The following is a 20,518-nucleotide window of genomic DNA, read 5'->3' as shown; positions in this document are numbered from 1 at the left end:
AGAGCTGCGGTGCATACCAATAGAGCAGTTCCCTTTGCCTTAGCGCATGATTAAGGTCAAACAGTGGAATACCCAGATGTGTAGCAATAACAAGTGGCTCACTATAGGTGCGGTGTTTCGTTTTGTTAAGCTGCTGGCAGGATTAAATTTAGGTGAGATAAATGTATAAAGTTGATACGCCTACCACGGACGAAGAGTTTGACAAATATTTTCAATTTCGCTGGCTGATGCTGCGCAAGCCCTGGAACTATCCGATAGGGTCGGAAAAAGACGAATACGAGCAGGTGGGTATTCATCGCATGGTGGTGAATGCTAACGGTGATGTGATCGCCATAGGTCGCTTGCATTTCAACACACCCGAAGAGGCGCAAATCCGCCATATAGCTGTGCATCCGGACTACCATGGTAAAGGATTGGGCAAACTGGTCGTGTCTGCGCTGGAAGGCGTGGCCAGAAATCAGGGGATTGAAAGGATTGTCACCAACAGCCGGGAAATATCCACCCCTTTCTTTAAAAGTTGTGGTTTTGAAGTAGTAGGGGAAGCGACAACTGAGTTGGGGCAGCTTAAACGGGAGCAGATGGTAAAGAAGCTGACAGAGCTTAATGCCGTCATGCTGCACCCCAAGTGGTGTAAAGAATTGCAGGACACCTGGTACGAGACCATTCCCATCAGCGAACAAATGGGTATTAAGCTTTATCAGTATACAGGACGGACCTTGGAGGTCCGTGCATCGCTAAATAAAAACATTAATTTACATGGCACTATGTTTGCCGGGAGTATTTTTTCTCTGGCCACCCTGTCAGGCTGGGGTATGTTGTTCTTGCAGATGAAAGAGAAAAACCTGTCCGGCGAGATTGTGCTTGGCGACGCTGATATACATTATCATAAACCTATCAGTTTGCAGCCAAGAGCAATCTGTAATATTGAATCTGTCAGCGGAAAGTTTGAGCAACTGGCCAAAGGGCGTAAGAGCCCATTCAAATTGCAGGTAGATATTCACGATGGCCATAATCCTGTGGCCGAGTTTAAGGGCGTCTACTGGGTTTTACCGCCGACAGAAGAGCAACAATAAAGGCGCCGTAGGCGCCTTTATCAAAACGTGCTTTGCTAAACAGCCTTGCTTCAGACCATGGCGGCCTGAAGTTTTTTCAGGGCATTTTTCTCAATCTGACGCACCCGCTCAGCAGAAACCTGATATTTATCAGCCAAGTCCTGCAATGTGGTTTTGTCGTCAGTTAACCAGCGACACTGAATAATATGCTGGCTTCTTTCATCCAGCGTCTTGATGGCTGAGTGCAAGCGCTGAGTTGAGGATTCATCCCAGTCTGCATCCAGCACAGTAGATTCCACATCCGCACTTTTATCTTCAAGATATTGCACTGGTGCAAAGTTACTGCTGTCATCATCGTCATTGGCCAGGTCGAAGGCCTGATCCTGGCTGCTCATGCGCGCTTCCATTTGCAGCACTTCTTTGGTGCTTACCCCCAGTTCATCAGCAACTTTCTGAACTTCTTCATGGGTAAACCAACCAAGGCGCTTTTTGGCCTTGCGCAAGTTAAAGAACAATTTGCGTTGTGCCTTGGTGGTGGCCACTTTTACGATTCGCCAGTTGCGTAAAACGAATTCGTGGATTTCTGCTTTGATCCAATGCACTGCGAAAGATACCAGACGTACACCCACGCCTGGATCAAAGCGTTTTACCGCTTTCATCAAACCAATATTGCCTTCCTGAATCAGGTCGGCCTGAGGAAGGCCATAGCCTGAATAGGATTTGGCGATATGCACAACAAAACGAAGGTGCGACATGATCAGCCTGCGGGCTGCTTCAAGATCCCCTTGATGGTGAAGGCGCTCGGCTAATTCCTTTTCTTCCTCGGCAGTGAGCATATCAATTGAACTCACCGCTTGCATGTAGGCTTCCAGACTGCCCGTCTGAGGTACGCTTAACGCCATAGACTGCATGTTTGTGCTCATCGTTTACCTCACATAAAAAGAGTGGAGCCAGTGTAGCACCCAGTCGCAGCGATCACCAGCCCGTCTGGGTGCGGAAAATACACAGTATTGACCACTGACTCGACCTTGAGTTCCGTTACTTAACCAGCCTTATATTGGGCTGCACTTCGTGCTTTTCAAGCAGCTTAATATTTTTAGACATTCTCTGTCCGTTATGAAACCTGTCGTAACGAAAATTTTCAGCCCCCATTAGTTTAGAAAATTCCAGGAATGTATTAAAGTCCGAACGCTCGAACGGATTGTCATTTTTAGAAAGGTAGCTATCAATAAATGCATCGCTTCCGTTAAATGCAACATGTGCTACTGCTTCATAGGGTTTGCCGTATTCCTCTACACGAATGGCCCTGACCATTTTGACTTCGAAAATCCAGTTCCCAACCTTAACATAGCGATTTGCGCTATCTGCCATCTTTTCCCCCTGTGAAAAGCTGTATGGTTTTGTTACCAATATTGAATTTATCAGGTTGTAATTGAAAAAAGTTAGGAGTAACTCAATTTGGCTCTGCTCTTCTGCCATGAAGAAAAGACCCGACTCTTAACCCTGTTGTCGGCCTCCGGCCGGGAAGTACAAAGACTGTCCTGAACTTGTTTAATTTCAGTAGCTAAACAACAGCCACCAGTTATTGCCATTGCATCATGCAAAGCCTTTCTTGCCTGCTATACCAGTTTTGAGAAGAGAAACAGGGAAGGCAAATAAAAGTACATGTCCATTAGACTCAAGAAGCGACGTCACACAGATAAGCCTTAATTGCTGCGTGTTTTGAAAAAGCCAAGCCAGTTTCATGCCAGTTAGCGAAACTATGAAACTAATAAGTTTCATAGGTAATTTCTTACAACAACTCGCAGCACTCTGTCCCCTTAAGGTGACACTTGCAGGTAGGGAAGGACTATTCTTTTATGCTTGCTCACTTCGGTACTAGATAAATTAACTGGTAAAACAGTGTGTTATATAATCGCTTGGGATTGAGTTGAAGTGTCGCAAAAAAGAGACATCTTGGTGGCGTGATATGCAAATATTTAGTGCCCTTAGTTTCGTGAGGGATTTTAGGGCACAATAGGTAGGATCATTTGGTGGCGTAAGGAAAGTGCATTGACCAAATTCATGCCTTCATCACTTAAATCTCTGACTTTACTAGGCTTCGCTCTGGTTAGTTTGCCTTTGATTCTGGCATTGGCAATGGCGCTGGTGCGCATAGATAAGCTTTCTAATCAGGGGGCGAATGCTGTTCAACAAGTCTCTAAGTTAGTGTATTCCACCCGGCAGGTTAGCCAATTGTTGGTAAACATGGAGCGAGGTGCCAGCCAATTTCTTGTGTTGAAAGACCCATCCTTGTGGCAGGGGTATTTGGAACAAAGACAAGAGTTGCTTGCACTGACCAATGAGATGCGCAACCAACCCGAGTTAGCAGCCACACTAGTTACCATGTTAAAGCATGAGGAGCAGTTAAATCAGGATTTGAGTGAGCAGCTAACGGCATACGATATAGAAGCCTTACAACGGGGTTACGGTAATCTAAACGAGGCAGCTAACGAACTGTATCGACTGAGCCGTCAGGCAATTGATGCGGAAGTGCTGGCCATAGAGCGCAGTGCTGACCAGCTTCGCGCCACTGTATTACAGTCCGCATTAGTAATCCCGGCTTCCTTATTAATTGCACTACTTTTTGTGAAGTTGTTGATGCGACCAATAAACCAACTGAAGCCTCAGATAGGCCAGCTACAGGAGGGCAACTTCGACAAACCTGTTGCCGTGGAAGGAGTACAGGATATTCAGGAGGTAGCGCAGATTCTGGATGCTATGCGCTTAAAGCTGCTGGATCTGGAGCAACAAAAAAGTCACTTTATCCGGCATATCTCTCATGAGTTGAAGACCCCACTGGCTGCCATCCGCGAAGGAGCAGAACTTTTGTATGATGGTACGGCGGGTGCCCTGAATCCTGCTCAGCAAGAGGTTTCGGGTATTATCCGAACCAGTGTCAGTCGTCTGCAGTGTCTGATTGAGGACCTACTGAACTTCAATATGGTGTTAGATAACAGCTCCGCCCTTAAACCACAGTCCAGTTATCTGTCATACAGTTTAGAACGTGTGCTGAATGATCGGGCCTTGGAGATTCAGGGTAAAAACTTACAGATACAGTTACCGGAGAATGACTTCAAGATGCCCTTACATCCCGAACACTTGCGGGTAATTCTGGATAATTTGCTGTCAAATGCGGTGAAGTTTTCACCGGCTCGGGGCAATATACAGATCTGTGCAGAGCTGGATGTGCATGTATTTTTGCTGAATGTCATTGATCAAGGTCCGGGAATCCCGAAAAATCAGCGTGAGCAGGTATTTGAGCCTTTCTTTCAGGGCAGCGTTCGTGCCGATGCAAAAATCAAAGGGAGTGGACTGGGACTGACGATTACCCGCGAGCTCGTGCAAAAGTATAATGGCCACATTCAACTAATGGACAGCCAGAAAGGCTGTCATTTCAAGATAAGCTTGCCCCACTCCGGGGTGGAGAAGATTATTCATGTTTAATTTAAGTTGCAAGTGTATAGGGCTTATCTTGGCGACGATACTGTTGTCTGGATGCGAAACCTTGCCCTTCCTGCCACAAAATGAACCGCTGCCGGTCAATCAACCTGTCAGTGCTGAAGGTTACTATAAAAAGATCACTAAACTGGACAGCACGGGGTTAAAGACTGAAGTCGCTCATCAACAACAATTAGCTGAGACAGGTGATGAACAAGCGGCGATTCATCTGGTCATGCTTTATAGTTTACCTGGCTCGCCGCTGAAAAATTCGCAACTGGCAAGAAGCCATTTGCGCCAGTATTTGCAGAAGCAGTCAGATGATGATTTAGGGCTTCTGCACTTGTTATCTGATCAGTTGGATGAGCAGATACAACTACAGCGGGAGTCAACGGAGTTGGACGAAAAAATCCGGCGCCTACAGTCTGATTTAAAGAAGGAGCAAAGAGACAGGGAATGGTTGCAGAAACAGAAACAATCTTTGGAACAACAATTGCAACAATTAAAAGCAATTGAGAGAAATATTCTGAAGAGGGAAGCTGAAACCAATGGTAAATGAGGTAGCAGACAAGCGGGTTTTAGTCGTGGATGATGATCCATCCTTGTTGAAACTAATCAGTATGCGTTTGCTTGGCGCAGGTTACAAAGTGGAAAGTGCCGACAGTGGCAAACAGGCATTGGGCATCATGGAGACCTTTAATCCGGATCTGGTTATCAGTGATCTGCGTATGGAGGGTATGGATGGCATGGCTTTGTTTGGTGCGACGCGGGAGCGCTACCCAGGCATGCCGGTAATTATTCTTACAGCGCATGGCACTATACCTGATGCAATAGAAGCGACTAAAAAAGGCGTATTCTCTTATCTGACAAAACCCTTTGACAGCCAACAATTGCTCACCGCCACAGCTGACGCAATCCGCTTGCATCCTATGGGGAGTGACGATAACCGCCAGACTGACGACAGCAATTGGCGTAGTGCCATTATCAGTCGCAGTGCCAAGATGGAAGAACTGTTACAGCAGGCCAGGCAAGTGGCAGACAGTGATGTCAGTATTTTTATAAACAGTCAAAGCGGTACGGGTAAGGAATTGCTGGCCAAGGCCATTCACTTGATCAGTGACAGGGCCAGTGCACCTTTTGTGGCGGTAAACTGTGCAGCCATTCCCGAATCCCTATTTGAATCCGAGTTGTTTGGCCACACCAAAGGTGCATTTACCGGCGCAAATCGCGAGCATGTCGGCCTATTTCAGTCGGCAAATGGTGGCACCTTGTTCCTGGATGAAATTGGTGACATGCCTCTGAATTTTCAGGTGAAACTGCTACGAGCGCTGCAAGAGCGTGAAGTCAGGCCGGTTGGCGCAACACAGCCTATTAGCATTGATGTACGGATTATCAGTGCAACTCACCGCAACCTTGAGCAAGCCATCCAGGATGGAGAGTTCAGGGAAGATCTGTATTACCGGCTGAATGTCGTGGAACTGAGATTGCCACCACTGGCAGAGCGTCGCGATGATATTCCCTTGCTGGTGAACCATTTCCTTAACCAGATATTGTCTCGCAGCAGAAAGCAGGTAACCGGCTATTCGGATGAGGCAATGGAGCTGCTGATTGCAGCGCCTTGGCCTGGTAATGTCAGGCAACTACAAAATGTGGTTGAGCAGACGGTGGCTTTATGCAGCGGCCCACTGATTCCGGCGGAGCTGGTGCAAAAGGCGCTACGTGACAAACCCAGCTCTTTACCATCCTTTGCCCGTGCCCGGGACGAGTTTGAGCGCCGATATCTGGCAGATTTACTCAAAGCTACCACTGGTAATGTGACTCAGGCTGCAAGAATAGCAGGCAGGAATCGCACCGAATTCTACAAACTGCTGGATAAGCATCATTTGTCCCCGGAAGCGTTCCGGGAATAAGTCTTCAGTGGTCAGTAATCAGTTGGCAGAGCAGGGGCGCCCTGAACTGCCAACTGTAAAGTAACCAAGGATTTTGAAGCTATTGTTGTTGGGCTTAAGCCCAACCCACAGTGGGTCGGACTTGAGTCCGACGGGATGTAAGCCGTCGGATCAAAGTGGCCAGTAATCAGTTGTCAGTTAGCAGAAATCCTTTGACAGAGCATGAGGGCGGGTCAGACTAAACTGCCAACTTATTTAGGCTCTATGGCACGGATATGTTTATGTACCGATATCATTGAGCCAGCCAGACCCAGAAAAACGGATAATCCCAACATGGTCAGCAGGGCATCGCCTTGCAGGCCGTCGAGACTAAACTGGGTTTGATACAATTGCGCCACTTTGGCAATGCTGTCACTCATCCACCATAAAAGCAGTGCTACGGTAACCCAGGCCAGTAAACCGCCAAGCAAACCATACCAGAAGCCGGTATAGAGAAACGGACGTTGAATAAAGGCATCGGTGGCGCCAACCAGCTTCATGACCAGTATTTCGTCGCGCTTATTGAGGATATTTAAGCGAATGGTATTGCCAATAATCAGTACCACCGCCAGAAATAATAGCAGCGCAATGACGCTGACCAGTTCCTTAGCAATACCAACCAGGCCATGTAAGCGTTCCAACCACTGAATATCCAACTGGCCGACTTCTACTTCACGCTCTTTGCGTAATTTATCCAATAGCATCTCTGCGGCTGTGGGGGACGTATGTTTGCTGGTGGGGGTAACCAGTAAGACGTCGGGAAGAGGGTTATCGTCCAGGTGGTTAAGGGCATCACCAAAGCCGGACAATTGCTTAAATTCATCCATGGCCTGACTTTTGTCTATATGCTCAACCTTTTCAATCTCTGGCCAAAGTCCAAGCCGGGTTTGTAATTGGTGAATATCGCCAATCTGCGTACTGCGATGCAAGAACAGCGTGATCTCAGAAGCCTGATCCCAGCCTGCGCTGACTCTTTCGGTATTCTTCAACAAAATATACAAGGTACTGGGTAAGGTAATGCTCAGCCCCAGAACTGCGATGGTCATCATTGACGCCGCGCGGTTGCGCCACAGTTCACCTAAACTGGCCAGGGCCTGGCGTATATGGCTGACAAAAAACATGGTGAGTTGCTGTAATGGTGAAATACCCACCCGTTCAGCCCCCTGGGCACGACCTTTAAATAGCAGGCTCATCGTCGTCTCCTGGCCATTCTTCTGTTAACCCGTCGGTGATCATCTGGCCTTTCTTTAATGTCAAAGTGCGATACTTCATGCGGGCAATCAGTCCCAGATCATGGGTGGCAATAAGTACCGCAACGCCTGCCTGGTTAAAGTCTTCGAAAAGACGGATGATCTCCAGTGATAGCTTGGGATCCAGGTTGCCTGTCGGTTCATCCGCCAATAGCAGTGGCGGCTTGTTCACTACGGCCCTGGCAATGCCAACACGCTGCTGTTCACCACCGGACAGAGTAATCGGCAGGCAACGGCTTTTATCCGCCAGTCCCACCCTTTCGAGCACAGCACCAACACGCTTTGCAATTTCCTTATGCGTATGGCCCTCGATAATCAGCGGTAGAGCCACATTGTCAAATACAGATTTGTCCATTAACAATTGGTGGCTTTGAAATATCATGCCGATGTCACGGCGAATAAAAGGCACTTGGCGGCGGTGGATGACATTCAAGTCGTGACCGTTGATCAGCACCCTCCCCACTGTAGGGCGCTCCATAATACTGATAAGCTTCAGCAGTGTGCTTTTTCCTGCCCCGGAATGGCCTGTTAAAAAGGCCATTTCACCTGGTGCAATATGGAAATTAACCTGGCGCAGGGCTTGCTGACCGCCGGGATAAGTCTTACTGACCTGCTCAAAGCGAATCATGGTCAGTCCTTTTCGCTGAACAGGGCTTCAACAAACTGTGGTCCGTCGAAGGGGCGTAAGTCGTCGATACCTTCACCCACACCAATATAGCGGATGGGCAAACCAAATTGATCGGCCAGAGCAAATATGACGCCGCCTTTTGCGGTGCCATCCAACTTGGTCAGACACAATCCTGATAAACCGACTGCCTGATTGAACAGTCGGGTTTGGCTGATGGCATTCTGTCCTGTGCCTGCATCCAAAGTCAGCATGATTTCATGGGGGGTGTCTTCATCCAGTTTTTTCATAACCCGCACGATTTTTTTCAGCTCTTCCATCAGGTTATCTTTGTTTTGCAGACGGCCAGCCGTATCGGCAATCAATACGTCGATATTGCGTGATTTGGCCGACTGCAGTGCATCAAAGATAACAGATGCGCTGTCAGCGCCGGTGTGCTGAGCCACCACTGGGATCTTGTTGCGTTCCCCCCATGTTTGCAGTTGCTCTACCGCTGCGGCTCTGAAGGTATCTCCTGCAGCCAGCATCACGCTTTTACCCTGCTGCTGAAATTGTCTGGCCAGCTTACCGATAGTAGTGGTTTTACCCACCCCGTTAACACCGACCATCAAAATCACAAAGGGGCCGGACGATGAGGGGATTTGCAAAGGTTGGCTGACTCCCTCCAACATTCCGGTCATTTGTTTTTTTAACAGGCTAAACAGAGCATCACCATCGCGTAACTCATTGCGTTTGGCGCCCTCCGTCAGTTGTTTGATAATAGTGCTGGTGGTATTGATGCCCACATCGGCAACCAACAGCTGAGTTTCCAGCTCCTCAAACAATTCATCGTCGATTTTTTTGCCTCGAAACAAACTGGCAATACCGCTACCAATATTGTTACTGGTGCGGGATAAACTTTGCTTGAGTCTGGCGAAGAATCCGCTTTTACTTGCAGGCTCAGGCTCAGGCTCAGGCTCAGGCTCAGGCTCAGGCTCAGGCTCAGGCTCAGGCTCAGGCTCAGGCTCAGGCTCAGGCTCAGGCTCAGGCTCAGTTATTGGTTTAGCAACATCCTCGTCGACAGGCAAAACGGTCTTGTCATCTGATGATAAGTCTTCCTTAAGCGTCTCTATATGTTGTTCTTGGTGAGTATTATCTACTTCCTGTTTATTTGATGTGGCTGGCTCCTGGATGGGGGCGTCTGGTTGGGCCGCAGGGGTTGGCTTGTCGTCTGCTGGTGCCGGTTTATCTTTTTTGAACCAGCCAAAAAACTTTGACATGAGCGTTAGAGATCCTTTGAAAAACGTTGGGTTATCGGCCCTGGCCGATTAGACTGTGCGCAATCATAGCATTTCTTGAATTGACAAATGAAGCGAGCTGTAAAACGCCCGACCTCGGCCATGGGCAGTATTCGCATTATTGGTGGACGTTGGCGTGGCAGAAAGTTACCGGTGCTGGATGTCGAGGGGCTTCGTCCAACGACCGACAGAACCAAAGAGACCTTGTTTAACTGGTTGGCTGCGCATACCGCCGATAGCCGCTGTCTGGATGCCTTTGCCGGTAGTGGAGGATTGGGTTTTGAAGCTTTGTCCCGGTTTGCTGATTCGGTAACCTTTGTTGAAAAAGACCGTCAGGCTGCTGAGCTGTTAACCAAAAATATCCAGCTTGTTGGGGCGCAAAACCAAGCCAAAGTGATAAACACCTCGTTACAGGTTTTTCTCGCACAATGTCAGCAAGGATTTGATCTGGTCTTTCTTGACCCACCCTTTCACCACAATCTGCTGGTGGAGGTCATACCATTATTGACGCAATATAAACTGCTGAATCCCGCTGCGCTTATTTATGTTGAGGCGGAACTTGAAGCGACTCTGCCTGTCCCTGATTCATGGCAGCAACTTAAGCACAAGCAGACCAAACAGGTCAGTTATCAATTATTTCAGTATCTGGGGTGAGAAATGCAAAAGCCTAATGGCACTGGATTGACCAGAATATGGCGCGCAGCAATCTGTTCAGTGGACGGTATAGGGTATGCGTTTCGCCACGAAGCTGCATTTCGTCAGGAGCTAATGCTTTGTGTCGTGATGATCCCATTGGCTTTCTGGTTAGCCAACACACCGGTTGAACTGGTGCTGCTAACTGGACCGTTAATATTGTTACTGGTGGTGGAATGTATTAACAGTGCAATCGAGGCGGCTATAGACCGAATCAGCACAGACAGGCATCCATTGTCAAAGCAAGCCAAAGATCTGGGGTCGGCAGCAGTGTTTTTCAGTATGCTGATTATACTGATGTCCTGGCTGGCGATTGCCCTGCCAAAAGCATTCTAGTGTCGCTGCTAATCAGATTTCCAGGCCGATATTGCTGATACCTTCTTCCACCGCCATAGTGCGTAAAGCTGTTATGCTATTTTTATCTCTGGGAAGTGTCTCAACCAAGTCCAGTAATTCATTTTGAAAGGCGACTTCCCATTGCATAAGTGGGTGAGCTTTAATCTGTTTCGCCTCTAGTTCATCTTCGCTGGTAGCCTCAATAAAGGCTTCTACCGATCCCTGAGAAAGCTTACTGATCACCACCGCGCCTTGTGCATCTTCGCCCATCATCAACTGTAATAAGGCTGCAAAAGACATGCAGAGATCGATAGCCGGATATACACCGTAAGTGTCAAAATCATTGGCGTCCGGGGTGGCTTCTTCTATTCGTTCCAGATGCACCGCCAGGTTTAATTTGGCTTTTGGATTGGCCAGCCAGTCCCATACCGCATTCAGACTGTTGCGATACTGTTCCGCATCACCAAATTCACAGACTTCGCAGAACAGTAAATAATTCGGCAGGCTGCGTTCTACCAGCGTGGCACCAAAGGCCACTGCCTGCCAGCCTTCCAGCGTGCGTACTCGTTGAAAAGTGTTGAGTTTCATACGCTGTGCTCCAAATACTTAGCTATGCCGTCCAGGAACATCTGTATTGATATCATCGCCAGAATCATCCCCATTAAACGTTCTACTGCCGTTAATCCGCGCTCACCCAGTAAGCGGTGGAATAAACCAGAAAACATTAGAATGGCCGACGACGCCAGCCAGGCCGACACGGCTGCAATGGTCCAGTCAGTCATGCGGCTTGGGTCCTGATTGGCGATCAGAATCAATGCGGCCAGCAAGGAGGGGCCTGCAACCAATGGAATAGCCAAGGGCACCAGAAACGGCTCTGAATCAGAACTATGGCCAACCGGACCGCCGGGTTGAGGGAAAATCATTCTGATGGCAATCAGGAACAATACTATCCCTCCGGCAATACTAACCGTTTCCTGACGTACGTTGAGAAAATCCAGTACTGCCTGTCCGCTATACAGAAACAGCAACATAATGGCCAGGGAAAATAATAACTCACGCGCCACAATATAGCGTCTGCGACGTGATGGGATCCCCTTGAGTACGGACATAAAAATGGGCAAATTCCCCAAAGGATCCATAATAAAAAACAACATAATGGCGGCAGACCAGGTATCCATTGATTTCCCAGCAGTAGAGTGACATTCTTTTAGTCTGTCTATTATCTGTCAAAAGCGGCAGACTTTCAGTAAGTTAATTGAAAAGACCTGAATCAGGGCGCATTAGCCACAGGTTTAGTGCATAAATGTCTATCCGGCAGCAGGTTGTCTGAATTGGGCGGACTATAATGAATCAGAATTCTTATAATAAAGAGGAATACAGCAATGAGTTTGATGTCGGTGTCTGAAGTGGCCGAGTATCTGGGAGTGCAAGAGATCAGGGTGGAACGTCTGGAACGGGAAAGTCTCTTGGTGGCAAGAGATAAAGATGCAGAGGGGAAGCCGCTGTTTGACAGCGAAGATGTACGCAAATATAAAGAGTTTGCCGAACGTCTGGGCGGAATTTAATTAAAAAGGGAAGCCAGTCGCTTCCCTTTTTAATTCCATTGCAATTCCAGCTAGTTTAGCTGGAGGTTGTCATTTTACTCATTCAGCTTCGAGCAGCGCCCTGGCGATGGTACGAATGCCTTGTGCTGTAGCACCGGCAGGCATGGTGTTGGTGGCGGTGTTATTAAATGCCGCAGCTAAATCCATATGCACCCAGCCCTGGCCTTGATTGGGCACAAAACGAGACAGAAAGCCTGCCGCATTAGAGGCTCCACCCGCACCGCCTCCTTTCATGGGGCGACTATTAGCCGTATCCGCATAGGGGGATGGACACATTTCCTGATGCCAGTTTTCTAAAGGTAACGGCCATACAGGCTCCATTTCCTGCTCAGCATAGGTTTGCATTTTCTGCTGGGTTTGATGATCCAAACCAAACAAGGCATGGTATTCACCGCCCAGTGCCATCACGGCAGCTCCGGTCAGGGTAGCGGCATCGATAATCAATCCTGCACCGGTTTCTCCGGCAGCCAGCAATCCGTCCGCCAATACCAGACGCCCTTCAGCATCGGTATTGACGATCTCCACGGTCATACCGTTTTTGTACGTCAGAATATCGCCAAGCTTATAAGCATGGCCGCTGATCAGGTTTTCGGCGCAGCATAAGAACAGCTTAACCCGCTTGTTTAAGCCTTGCATAATGGCCAGACCCAGTGCACCGCTTACCGTTGCAGCCCCGCCCATGTCACACTTCATGGTCAGCATCCCTTCACTGGCCTTGATACTGTAGCCACCGCTGTCAAAGGTAATGCCTTTTCCCACTAATGCGGCGGCTACTGGTGCATTGGCGTCGCCGCTTGGGTTGTAGTCCAGCTCTAATAATACGGGAGGTCTGCTGCTTCCCCGGCCCACATTATAAATACCGGTCCAGCCGGCTTGTTGTAATTCCTCGCCAACCAGGGTTTTCACTGTGACGGCTTGTGGTGCCAGTGTGGACAACCATTGGCTGACTTCATTGGCCAGACTTTGTGGATAAATATCCTCGGGAGTGCGGTTGACCAGATTACGGGTAAACAGCATGGCTTGATACATTTGGCTCAGCTTATCCTGATTGGCATCACTGACCCATTGAATATGATTCTGCTTTTTCGCCGTGGTGAAGCTACCGGCGAAGGCCCATTGCTGTTCAAGGCTCCAGTCATCTGTCAATTGTACAGATTCAATGCCAATGCTATCCAGTAATCTGGCGGCTTTACGAATACTACGGATTTGGTCTTTGTCAGAGCCTGACAGGTGAATGGTGGCGGACTGGCTATCAAAAGAAACCGGTGCCTTGCTACCCCAATGACTGTCGGGATTGGAAGCGCTAAGTCTGACTTGCAAGCTGGACATGAAATACTCCTGTTGTGCTATCCTGAGCGGCTTTCGAGCTCAGGCTATTTATTTCATTCTACCAGTTAAGGTACTGCTCTCAAGCTATGCACTTTGAATCCCCTTTGCTTTGCGGCAAGCTGATTAAACGCTATAAGCGTTTTCTGGCCGATGTGGAATTGGACAGCGGTGAGATTGTCACCGCGCATTGTGCCAATACCGGCGCCATGACGGGCTGCGCTGAGCCGGGTTTCAGGGTTTGGCTGTCTTATCATCCCGATCCCAAACGTAAGCTGGCATATAGCTGGCAACTGGCACAAGACTTTCAGAATCATTGGATTGGCATTAATACCTTAAATGCCAACAAGCTGGTGGAAGAAGCGATATCCCAACAGCGGGTTAACGCGCTGTGCGGCTATGAGTCAATTCGCCGGGAAGTAAAATATGGGCAAGAAAATAGCCGCATTGACTTGTTGCTGAGCAAAGCAGGGGAACCGGACTGCTATGTTGAAATAAAATCCGTGACCCTACTCGACGGTCGGCGAGGATACTTTCCTGACGTTGTTACTTTGCGCGGACAGCGTCATTTGCAGGAACTAACCTGGGTGGCGAGCAACCACGCGCGCGCAGTGTTGTTTTTTTGTGTTCAGCACACCGGTATTCAATCTGTACAGGTGGCCCGACATATTGACCCGGCATATGCCGCGGCATTGCAGGATGCATTGGCCGCAGGTGTTGAAGTGATGGCCTACAGCTGTACCTTTGATGCCGAAAAAATTCTATTAAATCAACCACTCGATCTGATTCTCTAATATTGAGGGTTGATTTTTACCCGTCAATAGCCATATAAGGCTACTGATTTTTGGCAGTACGGCATTTGACGTGGCCCTGCAGCCTGGTCAAATGATATAAATTGCCTGGCAAGGGCCTTTCTGCTATAGATAGCCGCTTGCTTTAGCTCTGAAAGCTGTTTAGGAGACTTGGCTGATGCCAACAGAAAATTCACATAAGTCACTCGGATTACTGGCCCTGGCCGGTTTAGCTCCTTATCAGGAGAAAGCTGGCGAGGAGTACATGAATGAGGGGCAACTGGAACACTTCCGCCGCTTGCTGAAAGCGTGGCGAGACCAGTTGCGAGAGGAAGTGGATCGTACAGTGCACCATATGCAGGACGAAGCGGCCAATTTCCCTGATCCGGTTGATCGCGCCGCCCAGGAAGAGGAATTCAGCCTGGAGTTACGCACCCGTGACCGCGAGCGCAAGCTGATCAAGAAAATTGAGAAAACCCTGAAGCGTATCGAAGAAGACGATTTTGGATTTTGCGATGCCTGCGGTATTGAAATTGGTGTGCGTCGATTGGAAGCCCGTCCTACTGCGGATCTTTGTATCGATTGTAAGACCATGGCAGAGATTAAAGAAAAGCAAATGCAGGGCTAAATATTGCCTTGCCGTTTGCGGATGTGCATGTAGATTACTGCTGCGCAAGCCCGGCCGAACGGGTCGGGCTGACTGCCTCTTAAAGACGGTACCCTTCGTCTTACTTGTTGAAAAAGTCCAGCATGTCTTCACTTTGCCCGTCTGCAGTAAGCCTTGATGATAAAGCATGCTTAGCGACATTTACCCTGGCATGATTCTGATCAACACCGCTCATGTCTGAATATTCTGCTTACATAGGGCGTTTCGCGCCTTCCCCTTCTGGTCCTTTGCATTTGGGCTCACTGGTCGCTGCACTGGGCAGTTTCCTGCAAGCCAAAAGCCATCAAGGGCGATGGTTGGTCAGAATAGAAGACATAGATCCTCCTCGTGAAATGGCCGGTGCTGCAGAGTTGATTCTTGAGCAATTGCACGTCCACGGTCTGAAGTGGGACGAACCGGTGATTTTTCAAAGCACGCGCAGCGAATATTACGATGATGCATTAAGGCAGCTTCGCGATGCAGGTATGAGCTATTTTTGCCGATGCACCCGCGCTGAAATCAAAGCCCAGGGGGGGCATGTTCGTTGTCAGGCAAAGGGAACGGTGGAAAAAGGTTCTGCCATACGATTTCTTAACCAACAGCCGTTACTGGAGTTTGACGATGGCCACCTGGGGCGCATCAGAGTTGATCCCGATGTAGCCCAGGAGGACTTTGTTATCCGCCGTAAAGATGGCTTTTATGCTTATCAGTTAGCCGTGGTGGCAGATGATATTGCCCAGGGTATTACGGAAGTCGTAAGAGGTGCCGATCTGTTGGAAGTCACGGTATTGCAATTGGCGTTATACAGAGGCCTGGGCATCAATCCGCCGGCCTGGTTACATCTGCCTGTGGCTTGCCTGCGGCCAGGTCAGAAACTAAGTAAACAAAATCACGCGCCGGCTTTGGATACCCGTAAGGTCCTGGCTAACTTGCGCAGTGCCCTACAAATACTGGGTTTTTCGCCTGCCAGGTTGGTTGAGTTTGCACAGGCTGAAACGTTGCTGGAATGGGCTGTAAAGAACTGGTCGGTCAGACAATTGCCTCCCCAGCGGGAGTGGCTGGTTGAGCTCTGACCTGTCTGATTCTCTTTTTTGCTTCGCTGGTATATTATTAGCGCCCATTTTTTAGGCTTAAGGGCTCCGTAGGAGACAGCATTATTATTTCCCGAGTCATAAATAAGGTAAAGCAAGTGTTTGGTGGCCAGCCAACACAGGTCAAGCTGACGCCCGCCATTGTACCGCGAGCCGAGCATGGCATATCCCGTAAAGATATCAGTGAAAATGCACTGAAGGTGTTGTATCGCCTGCATAATGCGGGTTTTCAGGCGCACCTGGTGGGAGGCTGCGTACGTGACCTGTTATTGGGCCTGCATCCCAAAGATTTCGATGTGGCCACCGACGCTGAACCTGAACAAATTAAAGCACTGTTTCGCAATTGCCGTCTTATCGGCCGACGTTTCCGTCTTGCCCATGTGGTGTTTGGCAGGGAAGTGATCGAGGTGGCGACGTTCAGGGGCCATCATCAGTCACAGACTGACGAAGTGGATGATAAGCTCAGTAAACATAGCGATGAAGGTTTAATCCTGCGCGATAACGTATTTGGCAGTATTGAAGAAGATGCTCAGCGCCGGGATTTCACCTGCAATGCCATGTATTACAGTATAGCCGACTTTAGTGTGACGGATTTCGCTGGTGGTATGCAGGCGCTCAAAGAGCGAAAAATTCGCCTGATTGGTGATCCTGAAACCCGCTATCGTGAAGACCCAGTACGTATGCTTCGTGCCGCCAGATTTGCCGCCAAGCTGGATATGCAGATAGCCCCTGAAGCCGGAAATATTATTCCTGAATTGGCACCGCTGCTGGCCAATATTCCACCGGCGCGTTTATTTGAAGAAGTGCTGAAGCTTTTCTTGTCCGGTAAAGGTTTGGAAACCTATCACCTGTTGCAGCGTTATGGGCTGTTCGGCCAGTTGTTTCCGCAATTACAGCCAATGCTGAAGGTGTCAGGCAGCAAAGAATGCCAGTTTGTTGAACAAGTGCTGATTAATACCGATGAGCGGGTCAATAATGACCAGCGCGTCACGCCGGCTTTTATTTATGCCGCGCTGTTGTGGTACCCGGTTGAACAGCGCAGCCAGCAACTGCAGGCGGAAAGCGGATTGAGCGGACAGGATGCCTTTAATATGGCCATGAACGATGTGCTGCACAAGCAACTGCAGCGCATTATGATCCCCAAGCGCTTTACCCTGCCAATTCGTGATATCTGGATGCTACAGCACAGGTTGTCGCGCCGCTTTGGTCGTCGTGCTTATCAGATGCTGGAACATCCCAAATTCCGTGCCGGGTATGATTTTCTGCTATTGCGTGCGGGTATTGAAGGGGGAGAACTGGAATCCCTGGCCAATTGGTGGACCGAGTTTCAGGACGTCGACGCTGAGCAGCGTAAGGGGATGCTGGACAAATTGCAGCATGCCGACGGCGCTAATCGCAGCAAAAGGCGGCGCAGGCCCAAAGCTCGCAAGAAGCCACAACCACAATGAGCCTTTGCTATGTCGGTATGGGCAGCAATTTGCATCGGCCCACAGAGCAGTTGCTTGACGCACTAAATGCCATGCAAGAGATGGCCAGGCTGGTGGATTGCTCGTCTTTTTACACCAGTAAACCGATGGGACCTCAGGATCAACCTGACTACGTCAATGCCGTTGCTGCGCTTGACACTCAGCTTGAGCCACTGGCATTGCTGCACACCTTGCAAGGCATAGAAAACCAACAAGGAAGAATAAGGGAACGCCGCTGGGGTGAGCGTACCCTGGATTTGGATATCCTGTTGTTTGACGATCAAGTGATTGAATTACCTGAGCTGATCATTCCTCATTACGGAATGGCGGAGCGGGAGTTTGTATTGTATCCATTGTTTGAGATTGCGCCACAACTGGTGATGCCGGATGGACGACCGCTGAGTCATCTTATCTCTCATTGCCCGGCAAACGGTCTGCTAACCTTGCTGGATAGCCATAAGGTAAAGCAGAAACTGGCACAACTCTGACAATGGAGCATTAGGGGTATGACCAAGCGTGTTCATACTCAGGTGGGATAAATCGCTTGTTGCGACGCGGGGGTAACCTATGAAAAAAGTGACGATCTCGACGCTGCTCAAAATGAAACAGCAGAGCGAGCGGATCAGTGTAATTACGGCCTACGATGCCAGTTTCGCCAAACTTTTTGATGAACAAGGCATAGATGTAATGCTGATAGGTGACTCCCTGGGTATGGTGCTGATGGGTGAAGACAGTACCTTACCGGTAACGGTGGAGCAGATGGCTTATCATACCAAGTCAGTGAAGAAAGGCGCGCAGCGCGCTTTTGTTATCGCTGATATGCCTTTTATGTCTTATGCCACCAAAGAGCAGGCCTATGCTAATGCCGCCACGCTGATGGCAGCAGGCGCTGAAATGGTCAAGATGGAAGGCGGTAGCTGGTTGTGTGACAGCATAGCCGGCCTGGTTGAACGTGGTGTGCCGGTATGTGGTCATCTTGGCTTAACCCCACAGTCTGTGCATAAGTTGGGAGGTTTCAAGGTGCAGGGCCGCGAGCAAAGTGCAGCCGATGACATGCTGGCCCAGGCACAAGAACTGGAACAGGCCGGAATCCAGATGCTGGTGTTGGAATGCATTCCCACTGAACTGGGGCAACGTATCAGTGCGGCGCTGAGTATTCCTGTAATCGGCATAGGTGCCGGTCCCGGCACCGATGGTCAGGTACTGGTGATGCACGATATGCTCGGCATCAGTGCCAACTATATGCCGAAGTTTTCCAAAAACTATCTGGCCGAAACCGGCGATATCCGTAAGGCTGTCAGCCAGTATATCGACGAAGTCAGAAGCGGCAGTTTCCCGTCCGAGCAGCACAGCTTTAATTAAGGTGAACGTTATGCAAGTGATCAGTGATATCACCAGCCTGCGTGAAATCAGGCGTCGCTGGCAGATTGAAGGCAAGGTCATTGGCTTTGTGCCAACCATGGGCAACCTGCACCACGGCCATCTGCGCCTGGTAAAAGAGGCCAGAAAAGTCACGGATGTCGTAGTGGCATCTATCTTCGTTAACCCCTTGCAGTTTGGGCCTGATGAAGACTTAGCTGCCTATCCGCGCACCATGGCCCATGACCTGGCAGCATTGGAATCGCTGGGGGTGGATGTGGTGTTCACCCCACAGGTCGATGACATTTATCCCAGAGGTCTGGAACAGCAAACCTTTGTGGAGGTGCCGGGCATTTCCTACATGATTTGCGGTGCCAGTCGTCCCGGACATTTTCGCGGCGTAGCAACTATTGTCTGCAAATTGTTCAATATGGTGCAGCCCAATCATGCGTTTTTTGGTGAGAAAGACTTCCAGCAGCTCCAGGTGATCAAAGCCATGGTGACGGACTTATCCATGAATCTGAAGGTCCATGGTGTGCCCACCGTCAGGGAGGGGGATGGCCTGGCCATGAGCTCCAGGAACAACTACCTCACCACTGATGAACGGGAAGTGGCGCCCACCCTGTATCGTATTCTGCAATCGGTAGCCGAAGCGGTGCAACTGGGCAGGAAGGACTTTTCTAGGTTGATTCAGGAACATAAGCAAAAGCTGGTAGATGCTGGTTTTAAACCTGACTATATCGAGATACGTTCTGCAGATACCTTGCTGCATCCCAGCCATGAAGACAGTCATTTAGTTATTCTGGGGGCGGCCTTTTTAGGTCGTGCCAGGCTGATTGATAATATTCAGGTTGAACTGAAGGAATAGCGGCTACACTTTTCTGTGAACAACGGAAAAGGGATAAGTATGGATACCAGACAATGGTGCGCCACCATAATCATGCTAATGGGGGCGCAAATTTTCGTTGCAGAAGCTGAAAACAACCGTCCCCGCCTTTTGATCAGCACAATCAAACATCCGCAAATTAGTTTGATAGAAAAAGACCTGAGTATGGCTTACAGCCACCTTGGCATTGATCTGCAATTTGTTGAGGTGGCCGGGGAGCGCGAATTTATTGTGGGTAATCGCGGCGAAGTGGATGGCATTGCGGCTAAATTTTCTCTGGTTGAACAGCAGTTGCCGGAAATGCTCAAGGTCAATGTGCCTTTGATGAATGTGGAAGTTTATCTGGTTTGTGCCTCTGACAGCCTTTGTCAGCAACAGATACTGGATGACCCCACACAGACAGTGGGGCTGCTTGGCGGCAAGAATGCCATGAGCTTCGCGTTGCGGCATCGTAAGATTAAGCGGATGGAATTGGTATCCCACGCACAGATTCTTAAACTTTTGGAACTGAAACGTCTTAAATATGCAGTGTTGGCATTGTCTTACCAAAACATTCAAATGATTGATGCCGCAGAGCTGCAAATATCCCTACCAGCGATTTACAGTGATAAGGTATACCACTATCTTCACAGTCGTTATGCTGGCCTGCTGCCTGAAGTCGAAAAAGCATTGCGTAAAGTGGTAGATGACTGCCCTAAAAAGGAATAG

24 protein-coding genes are annotated in these 20,518 nt (G+C 49.2%); 15 read left to right on the top strand and 9 right to left on the bottom strand.

Translation table 11 applies throughout. From position 1 onward, the window contains the following. Window positions 1-161: 161 nt before the first annotated feature. A complete protein-coding gene (locus tag ABD028_RS20775; protein ID WP_343847319.1) occupies window positions 162-1,073 on the top strand; it encodes a bifunctional GNAT family N-acetyltransferase/hotdog fold thioesterase in 912 nt (303 codons plus the stop codon). A 50-nt stretch (window positions 1,074-1,123) separates the two neighbouring features. On the opposite strand, the gene rpoH is transcribed toward ABD028_RS20775, so the two are convergent. The 3 genes from rpoH to ABD028_RS20760 form a co-directional block, all read right to left on the bottom strand. Then, window positions 1,124-1,975: an RNA polymerase sigma factor RpoH gene (gene rpoH, locus ABD028_RS20770; protein ID WP_102797546.1), complete on the bottom strand. Its 852-nt coding sequence runs from the start codon at window positions 1,973-1,975 to the stop codon at window positions 1,124-1,126. Window positions 1,976-2,090: 115 nt separating this feature from the next. Beyond that, window positions 2,091-2,531 carry a hypothetical protein gene (locus tag ABD028_RS20765; RefSeq protein WP_343847318.1) on the bottom strand — a complete coding sequence of 147 codons (441 nt, stop codon included), beginning with the start codon at window positions 2,529-2,531 and terminating at the stop codon, window positions 2,091-2,093. Between the two features lie 117 nt (window positions 2,532-2,648). Then, the gene (locus ABD028_RS20760; protein ID WP_343847317.1) at window positions 2,649-2,834 is read right to left on the bottom strand and encodes a hypothetical protein; all 186 of its coding nucleotides are present in this window, start codon (window positions 2,832-2,834) and stop codon (window positions 2,649-2,651) included. 270 nt (window positions 2,835-3,104) lie between these two features. On the opposite strand from ABD028_RS20760, the gene ABD028_RS20755 reads away from it, so the two are divergent. Genes ABD028_RS20755 through ABD028_RS20745 form a run of 3 tightly spaced genes read left to right on the top strand, consistent with a single transcriptional unit; the run spans window position 3,105 to window position 6,442 of the window. Continuing rightward, window positions 3,105-4,538: a HAMP domain-containing sensor histidine kinase gene (locus ABD028_RS20755; protein WP_343847316.1), complete on the top strand. Its 1,434-nt coding sequence runs from the start codon at window positions 3,105-3,107 to the stop codon at window positions 4,536-4,538. Beyond that, window positions 4,531-5,091, top strand: a complete 561-nt coding sequence (locus ABD028_RS20750) for a hypothetical protein (protein ID WP_343847315.1) — start codon at window positions 4,531-4,533, stop codon at window positions 5,089-5,091. The genes ABD028_RS20755 and ABD028_RS20750 overlap by 8 nt, the downstream gene beginning before the upstream one ends. Further along, window positions 5,081-6,442 carry a sigma 54-interacting transcriptional regulator gene (locus ABD028_RS20745; protein WP_343847314.1) on the top strand — a complete coding sequence of 454 codons (1,362 nt, stop codon included), beginning with the start codon at window positions 5,081-5,083 and terminating at the stop codon, window positions 6,440-6,442. Before ABD028_RS20750 ends, ABD028_RS20745 begins: the two co-directional genes overlap by 11 nt. A 230-nt stretch (window positions 6,443-6,672) precedes the next feature. Here ABD028_RS20745 and ftsX read toward each other — a convergent pair whose 3' ends face one another. The 3 genes from ftsX to ftsY are packed head-to-tail and all read right to left on the bottom strand — an operon-like array spanning window position 6,673 to window position 9,594. Then, the gene (gene ftsX, locus ABD028_RS20740) at window positions 6,673-7,653 is read right to left on the bottom strand and encodes a permease-like cell division protein FtsX (protein WP_343847313.1); all 981 of its coding nucleotides are present in this window, start codon (window positions 7,651-7,653) and stop codon (window positions 6,673-6,675) included. After that, a complete protein-coding gene (ftsE, locus tag ABD028_RS20735) occupies window positions 7,637-8,338 on the bottom strand; it encodes a cell division ATP-binding protein FtsE (protein ID WP_102798614.1) in 702 nt (233 codons plus the stop codon). Before ftsE ends, ftsX begins: the two co-directional genes overlap by 17 nt. A 2-nt stretch (window positions 8,339-8,340) precedes the next feature. Then, entirely contained in the window at window positions 8,341-9,594 is a 1,254-nt protein-coding gene (gene ftsY, locus ABD028_RS20730; RefSeq protein ID WP_343847312.1) for a signal recognition particle-docking protein FtsY, read from the bottom strand. Between the two features lie 87 nt (window positions 9,595-9,681). Here ftsY and rsmD point away from each other — a divergent pair, with 87 nt between their 5' ends. Next, entirely contained in the window at window positions 9,682-10,266 is a 585-nt protein-coding gene (rsmD, locus tag ABD028_RS20725; protein WP_343847311.1) for a 16S rRNA (guanine(966)-N(2))-methyltransferase RsmD, read from the top strand. Window positions 10,267-10,269: 3 nt separating this feature from the next. Continuing rightward, window positions 10,270-10,641, top strand: a complete 372-nt coding sequence (locus ABD028_RS20720) for a diacylglycerol kinase (RefSeq protein ID WP_343847310.1) — start codon at window positions 10,270-10,272, stop codon at window positions 10,639-10,641. A gap of 12 nt (window positions 10,642-10,653) precedes the next feature. Here the strand turns inward: ABD028_RS20720 and ABD028_RS20715 are convergent, their stop codons facing one another. Then, complete coding sequence (locus ABD028_RS20715) at window positions 10,654-11,229, bottom strand: YjaG family protein (RefSeq protein WP_343847309.1); 576 nt, start codon at window positions 11,227-11,229, stop codon at window positions 10,654-10,656. Then, window positions 11,226-11,819 (bottom strand): YhgN family NAAT transporter, encoded by a 594-nt coding sequence (locus ABD028_RS20710; protein WP_102798619.1) that lies wholly within the window; start codon window positions 11,817-11,819, stop codon window positions 11,226-11,228. The genes ABD028_RS20715 and ABD028_RS20710 overlap by 4 nt, the downstream gene beginning before the upstream one ends. A gap of 204 nt (window positions 11,820-12,023) precedes the next feature. Between ABD028_RS20710 and ABD028_RS20705 the strand changes: the two genes are divergently transcribed. Then, complete coding sequence (locus ABD028_RS20705; protein ID WP_102798620.1) at window positions 12,024-12,206, top strand: helix-turn-helix domain-containing protein; 183 nt, start codon at window positions 12,024-12,026, stop codon at window positions 12,204-12,206. A 78-nt stretch (window positions 12,207-12,284) separates the two neighbouring features. Here ABD028_RS20705 and pepB read toward each other — a convergent pair whose 3' ends face one another. After that, window positions 12,285-13,574: an aminopeptidase PepB gene (gene pepB / locus ABD028_RS20700; protein ID WP_343847308.1), complete on the bottom strand. Its 1,290-nt coding sequence runs from the start codon at window positions 13,572-13,574 to the stop codon at window positions 12,285-12,287. Window positions 13,575-13,660: 86 nt separating this feature from the next. Between pepB and sfsA the strand changes: the two genes are divergently transcribed. From sfsA to ABD028_RS20660, 8 genes are all read left to right on the top strand, one after another. Beyond that, window positions 13,661-14,365: a DNA/RNA nuclease SfsA gene (gene sfsA, locus ABD028_RS20695; RefSeq protein WP_343847307.1), complete on the top strand. Its 705-nt coding sequence runs from the start codon at window positions 13,661-13,663 to the stop codon at window positions 14,363-14,365. A gap of 175 nt (window positions 14,366-14,540) precedes the next feature. Beyond that, entirely contained in the window at window positions 14,541-14,990 is a 450-nt protein-coding gene (gene dksA / locus ABD028_RS20690) for an RNA polymerase-binding protein DksA (protein WP_102798623.1), read from the top strand. A 212-nt stretch (window positions 14,991-15,202) separates the two neighbouring features. Beyond that, window positions 15,203-16,081 (top strand): tRNA glutamyl-Q(34) synthetase GluQRS, encoded by an 879-nt coding sequence (gene gluQRS, locus ABD028_RS20685; protein ID WP_343847306.1) that lies wholly within the window; start codon window positions 15,203-15,205, stop codon window positions 16,079-16,081. A 116-nt stretch (window positions 16,082-16,197) separates the two neighbouring features. Further along, a complete protein-coding gene (gene pcnB, locus ABD028_RS20680; protein WP_343847305.1) occupies window positions 16,198-17,547 on the top strand; it encodes a polynucleotide adenylyltransferase PcnB in 1,350 nt (449 codons plus the stop codon). Beyond that, on the top strand, window positions 17,544-18,053 hold the full coding sequence (gene folK, locus ABD028_RS20675) for a 2-amino-4-hydroxy-6-hydroxymethyldihydropteridine diphosphokinase (RefSeq protein WP_343847304.1): 510 nt from the start codon (window positions 17,544-17,546) through the stop codon (window positions 18,051-18,053). Before pcnB ends, folK begins: the two co-directional genes overlap by 4 nt. A gap of 79 nt (window positions 18,054-18,132) precedes the next feature. Next, window positions 18,133-18,927, top strand: a complete 795-nt coding sequence (panB, locus tag ABD028_RS20670) for a 3-methyl-2-oxobutanoate hydroxymethyltransferase (RefSeq protein ID WP_343847303.1) — start codon at window positions 18,133-18,135, stop codon at window positions 18,925-18,927. A gap of 10 nt (window positions 18,928-18,937) precedes the next feature. Further along, window positions 18,938-19,792: a pantoate--beta-alanine ligase gene (gene panC / locus ABD028_RS20665; RefSeq protein WP_343847302.1), complete on the top strand. Its 855-nt coding sequence runs from the start codon at window positions 18,938-18,940 to the stop codon at window positions 19,790-19,792. Between the two features lie 39 nt (window positions 19,793-19,831). After that, window positions 19,832-20,518, top strand: a complete 687-nt coding sequence (locus ABD028_RS20660; RefSeq protein ID WP_343847301.1) for a hypothetical protein — start codon at window positions 19,832-19,834, stop codon at window positions 20,516-20,518.

Origin of the sequence: Bowmanella denitrificans, from assembly GCF_039522935.1 — a bacterium.
Lineage (GTDB): Bacteria > Pseudomonadota > Gammaproteobacteria > Enterobacterales > Alteromonadaceae > Bowmanella > Bowmanella denitrificans.
The sequence above is the reverse complement of the archived record's forward strand: the minus strand, read 5'-3'. Positions and strand labels throughout refer to the sequence as shown.